The organism is Amycolatopsis sp. NPDC114484 (assembly GCF_055633755.1).
In genome coordinates, this window is the sequence record NZ_JBVKDQ010000016.1 from 1 (window position 1) to 13,408 (window position 13,408).

The window sequence follows — 13,408 nt, forward strand, 5'->3', positions numbered from 1 at the left end:
CCAAACCCTCGGCTGGCACACACCCGCCGAAGCCCTCGCCACGCTACTCTCAGGCCACCAGACACCAGGTGTTGCAACCACCACCTGAATCCGCCTTCCCCTCACGGACATCCATCGCGGACCAGGCCAGTCAGCCAGGGAACTCCCGCGCCCCGCCGCCACCGCACCGGCTACTGAGAAAACCTCATCACGGCAGCCGGGAATCCCTCAGCGCCTCGGCCGCCCGCAGTTCTTCGGCGGTGAGCTGGTCCGGGGAAACCCGGGCAACACCGCGGAAACGGTGGCACACCGGGCATTTCTGCACCCGCCGGTCGCCGAGCCGGATCGCCTTGAGCGACACGAACGGGAGCCAGATGGCGGAGAAGTAGTGGCCTTGGCTGCACTGAACGATCGTGTAGTCCGGCATAGCCACCTCCCTCGGAAGCGATGCGGCTCAGTATCCGCTATTCGAGCACCGCCAGAAACTCAGCCGGTACCGCCGAGGTAAGCCACACCCCGTTGTCACTCACCTGAAACGCGTGTCCGCGCGCGGCCATTTCCCCTGCCGCGACCGTCAGCACCACCGGTTTCCCGTGCCGCGACCCGACTTTCCACGCCGTCTCGCGGGTCGCCGACAAATGCACCGCGTGCCGTTTCATCGGCCGTAATCCCTCCGCCCAGATCGACGGCAGGAACCGTGTCGCTGTGCCGTGGAAGAGGATTTCCGGCGGCGGCGCGTCGGACAGTTCCAGATCCACGCGGACGCTGTGCCCCTGGCTGGCGCGGATCAACGTCCCCGTCTCGTCAAAGGCGAACCGCTGTTTGACGCAGTTCGCGACGACCTCGTCCAGCTCCGCCCGGCTCACCGGGAAGCGGTGCCGGGCGAGTGCGGCGAGCAGTTCGGCGACCGGGACCCAGCCGCCGGGGGAGAGGGTCAGACCGAGTCCGCCGGGATCGTGGCGCAGGTGCCGGGACAGTCGTTTCGATACCCGGGTTCGATGTTTCTCGTTCATTGCGAACCGCAGTAACCCACACCGACACCCTGTCGCGCAACGGAATTCAGATGCCGCCCTCCAAGACTGGGCGGAGTTTGCTGGCTCCGGGTCCGAAGCGGGCGAGTTCGTCCTCCGCGTTGTACAGGCCGCAGCTGCGCAGCGACAGGCATCCGCAGCCGACGCATCCGGTCAGCCGGTCCCGCAGCCGCTGCAGCGCGTCGATCCGGGCGTCGAGTTCGGTCTGCCATTCGCGCGACAGCCGCGCCCAGTCCGCTTTCGTCGGCGCGTGGTCCGCGGGGAGCGTCTCCAGCGCCGCGCTGATGTCTTCCAGCGACAGCCCGACCCGCTGCGCGGCGCGGATGAACGCGATCCGCCGCAGCACCGAGCGCGCGTAGCGGCGCTGGTTGCCCGCCGAGCGCTCGGACGTGATCAGGCCGCGCTCCTCGTAGAACCGCAGTGCGGTGTGCGGCACCCCGCTGCGTTCCGCGACCTGCCCGATGCTCAGCTTGTCCGCCAACCTCGTCATTGCTTCAGGTTAGCGCTTGACCTTCAGTTTGGTCGAGGTTGCATTGTCGGGACCATGACCACGACGACCTCGCAGCCGGGCTACGCGGACCTGCCCCGGCTGATCTCGCTGATGACCGGCGACGACAAACACCACGCGGCCGCGGAGTCCACAGTGGACGTCCTGTGGGTGCTGTTCGACCGCGTCCTCGACCTCGGCCCGGAGACCGCCCGCCGGCCCGGGCGCGACCGGTTCCTGCTCTCCAAGGGGCACGGCCCGATGGCGTACTACGCGGTGCTCGTCGCGAAGGGCTGGCTGGACGAGGACGAACTCGCCGACTGGAGTTCGGCGCGTTCGCGGCTCGGCCACCATCCCGACCGCGTCCGCGCGCCCGGCGTCGAGATCTCCAGCGGCTCGCTCGGGCACGGACTGCCGATCGCCATCGGCACCGCGCTCGGCCTGCGAGCCCGCCGGTTCAGCTCGCGCATCGTCACGCTGATCGGCGACGCCGAACTCGACGAGGGCTCCAACCACGAGGCGATCGTCGTCGCGGCCCGGCTCGGGCTCGACAAGCTGACCGCGGTGGTCATCGACAACCAGTCCTCGACCCACGGCTGGCCGGGCGGCATCGCGCGCCGCTTCGAAACGGAGGGCTGGGCCGTGCGGACGGTGTCCGGCCGCGACCACGAAGCGCTGTACGACGCGTTCACCACCCCTCATCCCGGACGCCCGCTCGCGGTCGTCGCCGTCGTGGAACCGAAAGGCGCGCACTGATGCCGAACATGCGGGACACCTTCCTGGCCACCGCGGAAGAAATCGTCAACACCGACCCGGACGTGGCGGTCGTCCTCGCCGACATCTCGGCCGCGGCGCTCGCCGAGGCCGCGCGACGGCATCCGGACCGGGTGATCAACGTCGGGATCCGCGAGCAGCTGCTCGTGAGCACCGGGGCCGGCCTCGCGCTCGCCGGGCTGCGGCCGATCGTGCACACCTTCAACGCGTTCCTCGTGGAGCGCGCGTTCGAACAGATCAAATTGGACCTCAGCCACCAGGAACTCGGCGCGGTGCTGGTGTCCTGCGGCGCTTCCTACGACATGCCGATGGAAGGCCGCACGCATCAGGCTCCCGGCGACGTCGCGCTGATCGATTCCCTGCCCGGCTGGTACGTGCACGTTCCCGGCCATACCGAGGAAGCGCGGCGGTTGCTGCTCGATTCGGTGCCGGGGGACAGCCGGACGTATCTGCGCCTGTCCGCGCAGGAGAATTCCGCACCGCACCTCGGCGTCGGGCTCCAGACGATCCGGCAGGGCGCCCGCGGCGTGGTGATCGCGGTCGGCCCGATGCTGGACCGGGTGCTGCAAGCGACCGAGGGCATGGACGTGACGGTGCTCTACACCTCGACGGTGCGCCCGTTCGACGCCGAGGGGCTGCGCGCCGCGATGACCGACGTGGCCGAGGTGGCGCTGGTGGAGCCGTATCTCCAGGGAACGTCCGCGCACTGCGTCGCCGACGCGCTGGCCGGCCGGCCGCACCGGCTGCTGAACCTCGGCACCCGCCGGGACACCGAGATCCGGATCTACGGCACGCTCGCCGACCACGATCTCGTGCACGGGCTCGACCCGGATTCGATCGCGTTGTCCCTCAAGGAGTTTTTCACCGGATAGGGAGGGATTTCGGCAGCGGGCAACCGCCCGCGCTCACCAGCCGCTGTCGGCGCGTCGCACGGGGTTCGCCGTGCGCGCGGTCGACCGGCGCGCCAGGTCGATCTCCGCGCGGGTCTTCTGCAGCGGGATCGTCAGTTCCCTGAACTGCGGGAACGGCACGCTGTCGATGTCTTCCCGCCAGGCTTGGAACATCCGGCACAGCAGATCGGACTCGGACATCTCGTCCTCTTTCCGGGTCCGGGGGCACCGGCGGTGCCACACATAGCTTGGTGGGTACCCGTTCGCCGCGCGGACCAAACGGGGTCGGAACGAAAATCTCCGGGGGACTACGCTCGGGAGCGTGTCTCGTGTGGTGATCCTCGATTACGGTTCCGGAAACCTCCGTTCAGCCGAGCGCGCCGTCGCGCGCGCGGGCGCCGAGGTGGAGGTCACCGCCGACCCGCACGCCGCGCTCGAAGCCGACGGCCTCGTGGTGCCCGGCGTCGGCGCGTTCTCCGCGTGCATGAGCGGGCTGCTGGGCGTGCACGGGCACCGGATCATCGGCAAACGGCTGGCGGGCGGGCGTCCGGTGCTGGGCATCTGCGTCGGCATGCAGATCCTGTTCTCGCGCGGCGTCGAGCACGGCGAGGAGACCGAGGGCACCGGCGAATGGCCGGGCACGGTCGAGCGCCTGCACGCCGACGTGCTTCCGCACATGGGCTGGAACACCGTCCGCGCGCCCGCCGATTCGCGGCTGTTCGCCGGGATCGACCCGGAAGAGCGGTTCTATTTCGTGCACTCCTACGCCGCGCGGAAGTGGGAGCTGGACTCCGGCCTCGCCGGACTGCAGCCGAAGGTGACGTGGGCGAACCACGGCGAGGATTTCGTCGCGGCGGTGGAGAACGGTCCGCTGTGGGCGACCCAGTTCCACCCGGAGAAGTCCGGCGACGCGGGGGCGCAGCTGCTGCGCAACTGGCTCGGCACGCTGGCGTAACCGGAGTTCCGGCGGGTTCGCAGGGCCGGGACGGGCAGGCGCTGGCCGCGGAACGCCGCGGCGACAGGCGGATGTGCTGCTGCTCACTTCGCCGGTTCCGGCGGGCGGCCGCCTCGCCCAGATCGCTGGGGCCGTCGGGCTGAGCGGATATCCCCCGGACGGTGCGCCGGACCCCGCCGCATAGTCTGTGCGCGTGACTTTCACGCTCCTTCCCGCAGTTGATGTTGCCGGCGGCCAGGCGGTCCGACTCGTCCAGGGCGAGGCGGGCACCGAGACCTCCTACGGCAGCCCGCTCGAAGCGGCCCTGCAGTGGCAGCGCGACGGCGCCGAGTGGATCCATCTGGTGGACCTCGACGCGGCGTTCGGCAAGGGCAGCAACCGCGAACTGCTCGCCGACGTCGTCAAGCGGCTCGACGTGCAGGTGGAGCTGTCCGGCGGCATCCGCGACGACGCGTCGCTCGAGGCCGCGCTCGCCACCGGCGCGCGCCGGGTCAACCTCGGCACCGCGGCGCTCGAGGACCCGGACTGGACGGCGAAGGTCGTCTCCGAATACGGCGACCGCGTCGCGATCGGGCTCGACGTGCGGATCACCGAGGCCGGGCACCGGTTGTCCGCGCGCGGCTGGACGTCCGACGGCGGCGACCTGTGGGAGGTCCTGGAGCGGCTCGACCGCGACGGGGCCAGCCGGTACGTCGTCACCGACGTGAGCAAGGACGGCACGCTGCGCGGCCCGAACCTGGAGCTGCTGCGCGAGGTCACCGCCCGCACCGACGCACCGGTGATCGCCTCCGGCGGAGTGTCCAGTGTGGACGATCTGCGCGCGCTGGCCGGGCTGGCTTCCGACGGGGTCGAGGGTTCGATCGTCGGGAAGGCGCTGTACGCGGGCGCTTTCACGCTGCCGGAGGCGCTCGCCGCGGTTCGCTGACGGCGGGAATTGGTGCTGGGCAACGGAAATCACCCACTGGTGGCCCGGTCGAGTTGTCACGGCGGCGGGTCAGTCCGTCGATCCAGCCGTGGCAGAGCGCTTCGTCGCTGAAGATCCTCACGACCGCACCAGCGTTTCCCGGACCGAGACGTAGTGCGGGTTGTACATCAGCCCGAGGACGTTGCCCCACGGGTCGATCACCGACGCGGTGATGAACCCGGTGCCGCGGTCGCGCGGGGCGTCGTGGACCTTCGCGCCCATCGCGACCACCCGATCCAGCGTCGCGGGGACGTCCTCGACGTGCCAGAAAACGACCGCGCCCGCAGGCTGCCCGACGGTGGCGAGGTCGGCGGTCCGGGACAGCTCGCTCGTGGCGTAGGAGCTGTGCACGATGCCGAATTCGTGCTGGTAGTCGCCGATGCGCCACTCCAGATACGCCGGGGTGTCCATATACGGCGCGACGCCCAGAAGATCGGTGTACCAGCGCTTCGCCGCCTCGAAGTCGGGGGAGTAGAAGGTGACGGTGCTGAGTCCTCGAAGCATCTCTGATTCCTTGTCTGCTCGGTTACCGGACTAGCTTCTCCGGCAAAGTGCTCATCTTCTGAGCACTTTTGGCGGGAGAATCGAAAACATGCGCGCTGACCGTCTTGTCGCTGCCGTCCTGCTGCTGCAGGCCCGCGGCCGGGTGACCGCTGCCGAGCTGGCTGCGGACCTGGAGATCTCCGTGGCGACCGCCCGTCGCGACCTGGAAGCGTTGTCGGCGGCCGGGATCCCGGTCTATCCGCAGCCCGGGCGCGGCGGCGGATGGTCGCTCGTCGGCGGGGCGCGCACCGATCTCAGCGGGCTGACCGCGGCCGAATCCCAGGCGTTGTTCCTGCTGCTGGGCCCGGCGGCGGCCGGCGGGCCGGAACTGTCGTCGGCGTTGCGCAAGCTCGTCCGCGCGCTGCCCGCCACGTTCCGGGCCGACGCCGAAGCCGCCGCGCGGGCCGTCGTGTCCGATCCGGCGGGGTGGGGCGAGCGGGATCGCGAGCCGCCCGCGCTCGTGCGGTCCCTGCAGCAGGCGGTCGTGCGGCGGCGCAAGGTGCGGTTCGACTACAGCGGCAAAGGGCGGCTAGCCGATCCGTACGGTCTCGCCGACAAGGACGGCGTTTGGTATCTCATCGCCGGAACCCCTGCGGGACAACGGACTTTCCGCGTCGACCGGATCTCGGCGGCGGAGACCACGGACGTGCCTTCGGAGCGGCCGGACGACTTCGATCTCCGGGAACAGTGGGCGCGGGTCGTGGAGGAGATGGAGCAACGGCGCTCGCTCGTGTCCGCCACCGTGCTGATTGACGCGCGGTACTTGTCCGTCCTGCGATCGCATTTCGGGCGGCATTGCGAGGTGGTCGGGGAGCGGGACGGCCGGGTTAAGGTGAAGGTGGCGGCGCACTGGGCGCGCTCTGTCGCGGAACAGCTGGCGGGGTGGGGAGACCTGGTCGAGGTGGTGGAACCGGAGCCGGTCCGGGCCGAACTCGCCCGCATCGGACGGGAACTGACGGCTCGCTACGGGAGCTGAACGATTACCCGCGACGTAATCGACGCTGTGCACCGAAGCGGACAGGATTGCTTGGCAGGCAACGGAATCGACCCGAGGAGCCGGACATGCCCGCCTACGCCATCGCCCACCTTCGCCAGCCCGGAATCGTGGACGCCGAGGTCTACGAGTACATGGAGCTGATCCAGGCGACGCTCGACCCGTTCGAGGGCCGGTTCCTGGTCCACGGCGGACGCACCCGGGTGCTCGAAGGCGCCTGGCCGGGCGGGACCGTCGTGCTCGAATTCCCGGACTTCGCCGCCGCCGAGGCGTGGTACGAATCGGCCGGCTACCGCAAGATCCTGCATCTGCGCACCGACCATCTGGTGGGCGACGTGGTCCTGGCCGAGGGCTGCGGGCCGGACCACGATTCGGCCGCCATGGGCGCCCAGCTCCGCGCGACGGCCCGGTAGCTCACCCGGCGAGCTTGATCGCGATCCCGATCGTCCGCTCCGGCCCGCCGCGGAGCCGGCTGAAGAACATTGTCACCCGCCCGACGATGCCGTAGTCCCGGGCGATCACGCCGCGAACGCGGTCGCTGTCGGCGGCGTCGAGCAGCCGGGCCGTCCCGCTCGCCTCGGTGCCGTGCACCCGGCGGCCGCGGACGTCGCACGCCTGCAGCCGGACCTCGCCGTTGTTGCGGATCCGCTTGACCTTGCCCGCGGTGCGTTCGGAGAACAGCACCAGTTCGTCGCCGTCGCGGGACGCCCACACCGGGGTCGGGACCGCGCGGCCGTCGCGGCGGAAAGTGGTCAGCACGACGTACTTCTCGGCGCCGAGACGCTCCAGTTCGGACATAGCCCTACGGTAGACGGCGTCACAGCCCTTGGCAGCGGTCGGCGGGCTGCTGCCCGCCGGGTGCCGTCGGCACGGCGACCGAGGTGCCGTGGTCGGCCACCTTGTGCATCACCACGTGGGTCGTCGCCACGTAGCCCCAGGTGAACAGGACGACCAGAGCCGCGCAAATGCCGACAGCCGTCTTGCGCACCCAGATTCGTCCGAGGAGCGCGGAAATCCCGGCTCCGGCGAGCAGGAACAGCACAAGAGAACTGACCTGCCACAGCGTCACGCCCAGTCCTGACCACGGCAGGAGATTGCGCAACCGGCAGATCAGCTGCTCGCCCGCGGTCAGCTGCGCGAGGTAGTTGGCGCCAACGCACCAGGCCACCAGAACGGCGATGATCGCGGCGCCGATCCCGACGGCGTACGCCACTCGCGAAAGCGTGCTCCGAGACTCCCCCAGTTCGGACATGGCTTCACGGTAGTGGTCAGCGGGCGCCGAGCCAGGCGTAATCCGGCGCCGAATCGAGCACGATCCCGTCCGCCACCGCGACGAGCTGTTCGCGCGGCAACCGGCCGGAAGCGGTCAGCCAGCGTCCGGACGACAGCCGCACGGTGACCTGCGCGTCGGCCGGGCCGGAGGCGGGGACGTAAGCCCCGGGCAGGCCGCGCACCTGCACCGGTCCAGACCCGCTGAGCGCCGGGGAGCCGCCGCCGATCGTCACGCGCACCTTGCCGGTCGGACCGCTGGCGTCGAGCACCGTCGTCGCGTTGTCCGAGTTGCTTCCGCGCACCGTCGTGGACTCTTCGCGCATTCCCTCGGGCAGCGGTCCGAACCGCGCCTCACCACGGACCAGCACTGGCTCCTGGGTGACCGAATCGGCCACTTGCTCGGCCACCGTGCGCGCGTCCGGGACGCCTTCCACCTTGGCGGTGAGCACGTGCCGGTCGTCCGGCATCCAGGTCAGCGTGGCGATCGTGTCGCTCGGGCCGGTCACCATGGCGACCCGCCCGTGCACCACGACCTGGTCCTTCAACGCCGAGATGCGCAGCGCGGTCTGTGCCCATTCCGGATAGGCCGTGGAGTGCGCCGCGAGCTCCACCCGGCTCGCCCCGTCCTGCCATTGCCGCACCTGCGCGGCGTTCCCGGGCCCGCCCGAGCGGTACTGCTCGGTGAAGCCGTCCGGCAGCCAGCCCGGCGTGTACGCGAGCACCGGCCGCCCGGCGGCGGGCGTGAGCTGCGCGGGCGCTTCGGTGACGGTGTTGACCACCAGCGGCACCCCGGCGGCGACCGCGATCACCGCGGCGGCCGCGGCAGCGAGCGCGAGGCGAGGACGGCGTCGGCGCTGGCGGGCTCGTGCGAGCGCGTTGAGGACTTCATTGCCGTCCGGTGCCCGCTCCGCGAGCCGTTCGAGGCTGTCGCGCACCAGCGTCTCGGTCTCGTTCGACGGGGTCATTCTCCTGCTCCGGTGGTGAGGACGGGCGGCAACGAGGGCATGCCGGCGCGCAGTGTCGCCAGCGCGCGCGAGATTTGGCTGCGCACGGTCGAGACGCCGCAGCGGAGGAAAGTGGCGATTTCGGCGTCGGTGTAGTTCTCGTAGTAGCGCAGGACGACCGCGGCGCGCTGTTTCCGCGGCAGCGTGGCCAGCAAAGCGAGCATTTCGTCGCGTTCGTCGTAGGCGGTGCTGGGATCGGCGGTCGGCGGCCCGAGCGAATCGAGCACCGAATGGTTCGACGGGACCACGCGGCGGGCGGCGCGGCGGCGCCACGAGAGGTACTCGTTGGTGATCATCCGGCGGACGTAGGTGGGCGGCGAGCCGATCTTCGCCCAGCGCTGCTGGGCACGCAGGAGCACGTCCTGCACGATGTCCTGCGCCAGATGCGGGTCGTCGGCGAGGACGGTCGCGTAGCGCAGCAGCCCGTCGAGGCGTTCCGCCACGAAATCGTCGAAACCGGTGGTCACGATCATCAGACGCGCGACGGTCCGGTTTTGATGCTTCGGAGCGCGAATTGGTGACGAAGCCGTGGTGGCGGGCTTGACCGAGCGGCCGACTAGGCTGCGGGGCATGGCTGTGGCGGTTCGGGTGATTCCCTGTCTCGACGTCGACGCGGGCCGGGTCGTGAAGGGCGTCAACTTCGCCGACCTGCGCGACGCGGGCGACCCGGTGGAGCTCGCGCGCCGGTACGACGCCGAGGGCGCCGACGAGCTGACCTTCCTCGACGTCACCGCGTCGTCGGGCGACCGCGAAACCACCTTCGACGTGGTCCGCCGCACCGCCGAGCAGGTCTTCATCCCGCTCACCGTCGGCGGCGGCGTGCGCTCCACCGACGACGTCAACCGGCTGCTGCGCACCGGCGCGGACAAGGTCAGCGTCAACACGGCCGCGATCGCCCGCCCGGAGCTGCTGCGCGAGGCGTCGCGCCGGTTCGGGGCACAGTGCGTCGTGCTGTCCGTCGACGCGCGGCGGGTGCCGGAAGGCAGCGAACCGACGGCGTCCGGCTTCGAGGTCACCACGCACGGCGGCCGTCGCGGCACCGGGATCGACGCGGTGGAATGGGCCGCGCGCGGCGAGGAACTCGGCGTGGGCGAGATCCTGCTCAACTCGATGGACGCGGACGGCACCAAAACCGGCTTCGACCTCGAACTGATCGGCCTGGTCCGCAAGGCGGTGCGAGTCCCGGTGATCGCCAGCGGCGGCGCGGGCGCGACCGAGCACTTCCTGCCCGCCGTGGAAGCGGGCGCCGACGCGGTGCTGGCGGCGAGCGTATTCCACTTCGGGCAGCTGACGATCGGCGACGTGAAGGGCGCGCTGCGCACCGGCGGGGTGGTCGTGCGATGAGCCTCTCGCCGGAACTTTCCGCACGGCTGAAGCGCAACGCGGACGGGCTGATCGCCGCGGTCGTGGTGGACCACGCGACGTCGGACGTGCTGATGATGGCGTGGATGAACGACGACGCGCTGGAGTCCACGCTCACCACGCGGCGCGGGACGTACTGGTCGCGCAGCCGGCAGGAGCTGTGGGTGAAGGGGGAGACCTCGGGGCACGTCCAGCACGTGCGAGAGGTCCGCATCGACTGCGACGGCGACACGGTGCTGCTGCGGGTGGACCAGACCGGCCCGGCTTGCCACACCGGGACGCACACGTGCTTCGACACCGACGAGCGGCTGCTGCTCGCGGACGAGAGGGCGTCATGACTGTCGTCGCGAACGTGCTGATCGGGCTGGTCGCCCTGATCCACCTGTACATCGTGGTGCTGGAGATGGTCCTGTGGACCACGCCGCGGGCGCGCGCGGCGTTCGGCACCACCGAGGAATTCGCCCGCGAGAGCAAGACTTTGGCGGCGAACCAGGGGCTGTACAACGGATTCCTCGCCGCCGCGCTGATCTGGGGGCTGATCGCGGCCGACCCGGCGGGCTTCCAGCTGAAGCTGTACGGCCTGGCGTGCGTGATCGTGGCCGGTCTCTACGGCGCCGCGACGGCGTCGAAGCGGATCCTGTTGGTGCAGGTCCTGCCGGGCGCGCTCGCGCTGGTCTTCCTGTTGCTGTCGCGCTAGTCGATGTCCCCGGTCAGATAACGCTGCAACGTCGGAGCCACCGCCGTGATCAGCGTGTCCGCCTCCGCCGCCACCATCGGCGGGAACCGCGCCACGTACCGGATCAACCCCATCCCCACCAGCTGCGAAGCGCACAACGCCACCCGCAGCTCGCGCCGGTCGCCGCCGAGTTCGCTCAGCAATTCGGTGAAGAACTGCGAGAAGAACTCGCGCAGCACCGTGCTCGCCGCCTCGTGGCTGGCGATGCTGCGGATCAGTGCCTGGAACGTGTCGCCGCCGACGCCGTCCCAGCGGGTCAGGAAGGTGTGCGCGATCCGGACTCCCAGTTCGTCGGCCGGCCCGTCGCGCAGGACCGTGACCAGTTCCGCCGGTTCGAACGGCAGTTTCAGCACCGCTTGGGCGAACAGGCCTTCCTTGCCGCCGAACCAGTGGTTGACCATGGCCGCGTCGACCCCGGCGCGCCCGGCGATGGAACGGACCGTCGCGCGTTCGTAGCCGTTCTCGGCGAACACCGTGCGGGCGGCTTCGAGCAGCACCGCGCGGGTGTCCTGACCAGCGGGGCGGCGGCCGCGGCGGCGCGCGGTAGTGTCTTCGGTGCTCACCGGACCATCTTGACTGGTCGCCGCCTCGAATTCAACAGTCATTGAATTGAGAGCCCGCCGACCGGCGGACGCGGCGGTAGCGGCACAATGAGAGGCATGGTCAGCTCAGCAGCCACGTCCACGGCCGGGCCCGGCCCGGTCAGCCCGTCCCGTGCGGACTTCCGCGCGCTGGCCGAGAGCCGCCGCGTGATCCCCGTGGTGCGCCGGGTGCTCGCCGACGGCGAGACCCCGCTGGGGATTTACCGCAAACTCGCCGCCGACCGGCCCGGCACGTTCCTCTTCGAATCCGCCGAGAACGGGAAATCGTGGTCGCGCTGGTCGTTCGTCGGCGTGCGCAGCCCGGCCGCGCTGACCGTCCGCGACGGCAAAGCGGTCTGGACCGGCACCCCGCCGGACAACCTGCCCACCGAGGGCGACCCGCTGCAGGTGCTGCGCGCGACCGTCGAGGCGCTGCACACCGAACCGCTGCCCGGCCTGCCCCCGCTGACCGGCGGGATGGTCGGCTACCTCGGCTACGATTCCGTGCGCTGGCTGGAAAAGCTGCCCGAGCTGGCCGAACGGGACCTCGACATCCCCGAGCTGACCATGCTGCTCGCCACCGATCTCGCCGCGTTCGACCACCACGAGGGCACCGTCACGCTGATCGCCAACGCGGTCAACTGGGACGACTCGGCCGAACGCGTGGACGCCGCGTACGACGACGCGCTGGCCCGGCTGTCCGCGATGACCGAGCAGCTGCGGGTGCCCGCGCCGCCGACCGTCGCGACGTTCGACCGGCCCGCGCCGGAATTCCGCCGCCACCGCAGCAAGGAAGACTTCCACGCGGCCGTCGACAAGGCGGTCGAGGCGATCAAGGCGGGCGAAGCGTTCCAGGTCGTGCCGTCGCAACGGTTCGAGATCGAGACCGGGGCCGACGCGCTCGACGTCTACCGCGTGCTCCGCACCTCCAACCCGAGCCCGTACATGTACCTGCTGCGGCTGGAGGGCTTCGACATCGTCGGCTCCAGCCCGGAATCGCTGGTGACGGTCCGCGACGGCCGCGCCACCACGCATCCCATCGCGGGCACCCGCTGGCGAGGCGCGGATCCGGAGGAGGACGCGCAGCTGGCCAAGGACCTGCTCGCGGACGAGAAGGAGCGCGCCGAGCACCTGATGCTCGTCGACCTCGGCCGCAACGACCTCGGCAAGGTCTGCAAGCCGGGCACCGTGCACGTGGTCGACTTCTTCCAGATCGAGCGCTACAGCCACGTCATGCACATCGTGTCCACGGTGACCGGCGAGCTGAAGGACGACGCCACGGCCTTCGACGCGGTCACCGCCTGCTTCCCGGCGGGCACGCTCTCCGGCGCGCCGAAGGTGCGGGCGATGCAGCTGATCGAGGAACTGGAACCGGTCCGCCGCGCGCTGTACGGCGGCGTGGTCGGGTACCTGGACTTCGCGGGCGACGCGGACACGGCGATCGCCATCCGCACCGCGCTGATGCTCGACGGGACCGCGTACGTGCAGGCAGGCGGCGGCGTGGTCGCGGACTCGGTCCCGGACTACGAGGACACCGAATCGCTCAACAAGGCCCGCACCGTGCTGTCCGCGATCGCCGCGGCGGGCACGATGATCCCGGCGGGGGAGCTGGACCCGGCTGAGGACTCGGCCGGTGTCTGAGCGGTCCGGGGAGGCGGAACCGCGGCGCGGCGGTGCCGCGGCGCACGAGGCCGCGGCTCTTCCTGATGCGGCCGAATCGGCGGATGTCGGTGAAAAATCGCCTGGCTCGGGGAAAACCGCTGCCGGAGAGTCCTCGGACAGCGGGAAATCGCCGACGACGGCCGAACCCGCCGCTTCGCCCCGCCGTCCACTGTG

Annotated in this window: 20 protein-coding genes; 10 read left to right on the forward strand and 10 right to left on the reverse strand. The window is 70.6% G+C overall.

All coding sequences use genetic code 11. The annotated features are described in order from the left end of the window. Positions 1-187: 187 nt before the first annotated feature. From ACZ7SW_RS32045 to soxR, 3 genes are read right to left on the reverse strand one after another with little or no spacing between them, the layout of a single operon-like run. Positions 188-406 (reverse strand): hypothetical protein, encoded by a 219-nt coding sequence (locus ACZ7SW_RS32045; protein WP_470234103.1) that lies wholly within the window; start codon positions 404-406, stop codon positions 188-190. Between the two features lie 37 nt (positions 407-443). Continuing rightward, on the reverse strand, positions 444-992 hold the full coding sequence (locus tag ACZ7SW_RS32050) for an RNA 2'-phosphotransferase (protein WP_470234104.1): 549 nt from the start codon (positions 990-992) through the stop codon (positions 444-446). A 46-nt stretch (positions 993-1,038) separates the two neighbouring features. Next, positions 1,039-1,500, reverse strand: coding sequence for a redox-sensitive transcriptional activator SoxR (soxR, locus tag ACZ7SW_RS32055; protein WP_116202239.1), 462 nt, complete (start codon positions 1,498-1,500; stop codon positions 1,039-1,041). Between the two features lie 54 nt (positions 1,501-1,554). Between soxR and ACZ7SW_RS32060 the strand changes: the two genes are divergently transcribed. Together ACZ7SW_RS32060 and ACZ7SW_RS32065 are read left to right on the forward strand one after the other, a co-directional pair. Further along, a complete protein-coding gene (locus tag ACZ7SW_RS32060) occupies positions 1,555-2,253 on the forward strand; it encodes a thiamine pyrophosphate-dependent enzyme (RefSeq protein WP_470234105.1) in 699 nt (232 codons plus the stop codon). Next, complete coding sequence (locus ACZ7SW_RS32065) at positions 2,253-3,143, forward strand: transketolase family protein (protein ID WP_470234106.1); 891 nt, start codon at positions 2,253-2,255, stop codon at positions 3,141-3,143. Before ACZ7SW_RS32060 ends, ACZ7SW_RS32065 begins: the two co-directional genes overlap by 1 nt. A gap of 33 nt (positions 3,144-3,176) precedes the next feature. Here the strand turns inward: ACZ7SW_RS32065 and ACZ7SW_RS32070 are convergent, their stop codons facing one another. After that, positions 3,177-3,362 carry a hypothetical protein gene (locus ACZ7SW_RS32070; RefSeq protein ID WP_043828918.1) on the reverse strand — a complete coding sequence of 62 codons (186 nt, stop codon included), beginning with the start codon at positions 3,360-3,362 and terminating at the stop codon, positions 3,177-3,179. A 130-nt stretch (positions 3,363-3,492) separates the two neighbouring features. On the opposite strand from ACZ7SW_RS32070, the gene hisH reads away from it, so the two are divergent. Together hisH and priA are read left to right on the forward strand one after the other, a co-directional pair. Continuing rightward, the gene (gene hisH, locus ACZ7SW_RS32075) at positions 3,493-4,116 is read left to right on the forward strand and encodes an imidazole glycerol phosphate synthase subunit HisH (protein ID WP_470234319.1); all 624 of its coding nucleotides are present in this window, start codon (positions 3,493-3,495) and stop codon (positions 4,114-4,116) included. Positions 4,117-4,309: 193 nt separating this feature from the next. Further along, the gene (gene priA / locus ACZ7SW_RS32080; RefSeq protein WP_470234107.1) at positions 4,310-5,041 is read left to right on the forward strand and encodes a bifunctional 1-(5-phosphoribosyl)-5-((5-phosphoribosylamino)methylideneamino)imidazole-4-carboxamide isomerase/phosphoribosylanthranilate isomerase PriA; all 732 of its coding nucleotides are present in this window, start codon (positions 4,310-4,312) and stop codon (positions 5,039-5,041) included. A gap of 117 nt (positions 5,042-5,158) precedes the next feature. Here the strand turns inward: priA and ACZ7SW_RS32085 are convergent, their stop codons facing one another. Next, the gene (locus ACZ7SW_RS32085; RefSeq protein ID WP_470234108.1) at positions 5,159-5,584 is read right to left on the reverse strand and encodes a VOC family protein; all 426 of its coding nucleotides are present in this window, start codon (positions 5,582-5,584) and stop codon (positions 5,159-5,161) included. 88 nt (positions 5,585-5,672) lie between these two features. Here ACZ7SW_RS32085 and ACZ7SW_RS32090 point away from each other — a divergent pair, with 88 nt between their 5' ends. Continuing rightward, positions 5,673-6,599, forward strand: coding sequence for a helix-turn-helix transcriptional regulator (locus ACZ7SW_RS32090; protein WP_470234109.1), 927 nt, complete (start codon positions 5,673-5,675; stop codon positions 6,597-6,599). Between the two features lie 86 nt (positions 6,600-6,685). After that, the gene (locus ACZ7SW_RS32095) at positions 6,686-7,030 is read left to right on the forward strand and encodes a DUF1330 domain-containing protein (RefSeq protein ID WP_470234110.1); all 345 of its coding nucleotides are present in this window, start codon (positions 6,686-6,688) and stop codon (positions 7,028-7,030) included. 1 nt (position 7,031) lies between these two features. Here the strand turns inward: ACZ7SW_RS32095 and ACZ7SW_RS32100 are convergent, their stop codons facing one another. Genes ACZ7SW_RS32100 through ACZ7SW_RS32115 form a run of 4 tightly spaced genes read right to left on the reverse strand, consistent with a single transcriptional unit; the run spans position 7,032 to position 9,366 of the window. Next, positions 7,032-7,415 (reverse strand): PPOX class F420-dependent oxidoreductase, encoded by a 384-nt coding sequence (locus tag ACZ7SW_RS32100; protein ID WP_470234111.1) that lies wholly within the window; start codon positions 7,413-7,415, stop codon positions 7,032-7,034. Between the two features lie 19 nt (positions 7,416-7,434). Then, positions 7,435-7,869, reverse strand: a complete 435-nt coding sequence (locus ACZ7SW_RS32105; protein WP_470234112.1) for a hypothetical protein — start codon at positions 7,867-7,869, stop codon at positions 7,435-7,437. Between the two features lie 16 nt (positions 7,870-7,885). Further along, positions 7,886-8,854 (reverse strand): hypothetical protein, encoded by a 969-nt coding sequence (locus ACZ7SW_RS32110; RefSeq protein ID WP_470234113.1) that lies wholly within the window; start codon positions 8,852-8,854, stop codon positions 7,886-7,888. Next, on the reverse strand, positions 8,851-9,366 hold the full coding sequence (locus ACZ7SW_RS32115; RefSeq protein ID WP_470234114.1) for a SigE family RNA polymerase sigma factor: 516 nt from the start codon (positions 9,364-9,366) through the stop codon (positions 8,851-8,853). Before ACZ7SW_RS32115 ends, ACZ7SW_RS32110 begins: the two co-directional genes overlap by 4 nt. Before the next feature lie 97 nt (positions 9,367-9,463). Between ACZ7SW_RS32115 and hisF the strand changes: the two genes are divergently transcribed. Genes hisF through ACZ7SW_RS32130 form a run of 3 tightly spaced genes read left to right on the forward strand, consistent with a single transcriptional unit; the run spans position 9,464 to position 10,952 of the window. Next, the gene (gene hisF / locus ACZ7SW_RS32120) at positions 9,464-10,237 is read left to right on the forward strand and encodes an imidazole glycerol phosphate synthase subunit HisF (protein WP_470234115.1); all 774 of its coding nucleotides are present in this window, start codon (positions 9,464-9,466) and stop codon (positions 10,235-10,237) included. After that, positions 10,234-10,593, forward strand: a complete 360-nt coding sequence (hisI, locus tag ACZ7SW_RS32125) for a phosphoribosyl-AMP cyclohydrolase (RefSeq protein WP_470234116.1) — start codon at positions 10,234-10,236, stop codon at positions 10,591-10,593. Before hisF ends, hisI begins: the two co-directional genes overlap by 4 nt. Continuing rightward, positions 10,590-10,952, forward strand: a complete 363-nt coding sequence (locus tag ACZ7SW_RS32130) for a DUF1304 domain-containing protein (RefSeq protein WP_470234117.1) — start codon at positions 10,590-10,592, stop codon at positions 10,950-10,952. The genes hisI and ACZ7SW_RS32130 overlap by 4 nt, the downstream gene beginning before the upstream one ends. On the opposite strand, the gene ACZ7SW_RS32135 is transcribed toward ACZ7SW_RS32130, so the two are convergent. Further along, the gene (locus ACZ7SW_RS32135) at positions 10,949-11,554 is read right to left on the reverse strand and encodes a TetR/AcrR family transcriptional regulator (RefSeq protein ID WP_470234118.1); all 606 of its coding nucleotides are present in this window, start codon (positions 11,552-11,554) and stop codon (positions 10,949-10,951) included. The genes ACZ7SW_RS32130 and ACZ7SW_RS32135 overlap by 4 nt on opposite strands. 96 nt (positions 11,555-11,650) lie before the next feature. Here ACZ7SW_RS32135 and ACZ7SW_RS32140 point away from each other — a divergent pair, with 96 nt between their 5' ends. After that, the gene (locus ACZ7SW_RS32140) at positions 11,651-13,213 is read left to right on the forward strand and encodes an anthranilate synthase component I (protein ID WP_470234119.1); all 1,563 of its coding nucleotides are present in this window, start codon (positions 11,651-11,653) and stop codon (positions 13,211-13,213) included. The last annotated feature ends 195 nt before the right edge of the window (positions 13,214-13,408 follow it).

Bases quoted from the DNA above. Each gene is read 5' to 3' on its own strand.
- ACZ7SW_RS32045 (WP_470234103.1), bottom strand. From the start codon at position 406: ATGCCGGACTACACGATCGTTCAGTGCAGCCAAGGCCACTACTTCTCC.
- ACZ7SW_RS32050 (WP_470234104.1), bottom strand. From the start codon at position 992: ATGAACGAGAAACATCGAACCCGGGTATCGAAACGACTGTCCCGGCAC.
- soxR (WP_116202239.1), bottom strand. From the start codon at position 1,500: ATGACGAGGTTGGCGGACAAGCTGAGCATCGGGCAGGTCGCGGAACGC.
- ACZ7SW_RS32060 (WP_470234105.1), top strand. From the start codon at position 1,555: ATGACCACGACGACCTCGCAGCCGGGCTACGCGGACCTGCCCCGGCTG.
- ACZ7SW_RS32065 (WP_470234106.1), top strand. From the start codon at position 2,253: ATGCCGAACATGCGGGACACCTTCCTGGCCACCGCGGAAGAAATCGTC.
- ACZ7SW_RS32070 (WP_043828918.1), bottom strand. From the start codon at position 3,362: ATGTCCGAGTCCGATCTGCTGTGCCGGATGTTCCAAGCCTGGCGGGAA.
- ACZ7SW_RS32085 (WP_470234108.1), bottom strand. From the start codon at position 5,584: ATGCTTCGAGGACTCAGCACCGTCACCTTCTACTCCCCCGACTTCGAG.
- ACZ7SW_RS32090 (WP_470234109.1), top strand. From the start codon at position 5,673: ATGCGCGCTGACCGTCTTGTCGCTGCCGTCCTGCTGCTGCAGGCCCGC.
- ACZ7SW_RS32095 (WP_470234110.1), top strand. From the start codon at position 6,686: ATGCCCGCCTACGCCATCGCCCACCTTCGCCAGCCCGGAATCGTGGAC.
- ACZ7SW_RS32100 (WP_470234111.1), bottom strand. From the start codon at position 7,415: ATGTCCGAACTGGAGCGTCTCGGCGCCGAGAAGTACGTCGTGCTGACC.
- ACZ7SW_RS32105 (WP_470234112.1), bottom strand. From the start codon at position 7,869: ATGTCCGAACTGGGGGAGTCTCGGAGCACGCTTTCGCGAGTGGCGTAC.
- ACZ7SW_RS32110 (WP_470234113.1), bottom strand. From the start codon at position 8,854: ATGACCCCGTCGAACGAGACCGAGACGCTGGTGCGCGACAGCCTCGAA.
- ACZ7SW_RS32115 (WP_470234114.1), bottom strand. From the start codon at position 9,366: ATGATCGTGACCACCGGTTTCGACGATTTCGTGGCGGAACGCCTCGAC.
- hisF (WP_470234115.1), top strand. From the start codon at position 9,464: ATGGCTGTGGCGGTTCGGGTGATTCCCTGTCTCGACGTCGACGCGGGC.
- hisI (WP_470234116.1), top strand. From the start codon at position 10,234: ATGAGCCTCTCGCCGGAACTTTCCGCACGGCTGAAGCGCAACGCGGAC.
- ACZ7SW_RS32130 (WP_470234117.1), top strand. From the start codon at position 10,590: ATGACTGTCGTCGCGAACGTGCTGATCGGGCTGGTCGCCCTGATCCAC.
- ACZ7SW_RS32140 (WP_470234119.1), top strand. From the start codon at position 11,651: ATGGTCAGCTCAGCAGCCACGTCCACGGCCGGGCCCGGCCCGGTCAGC.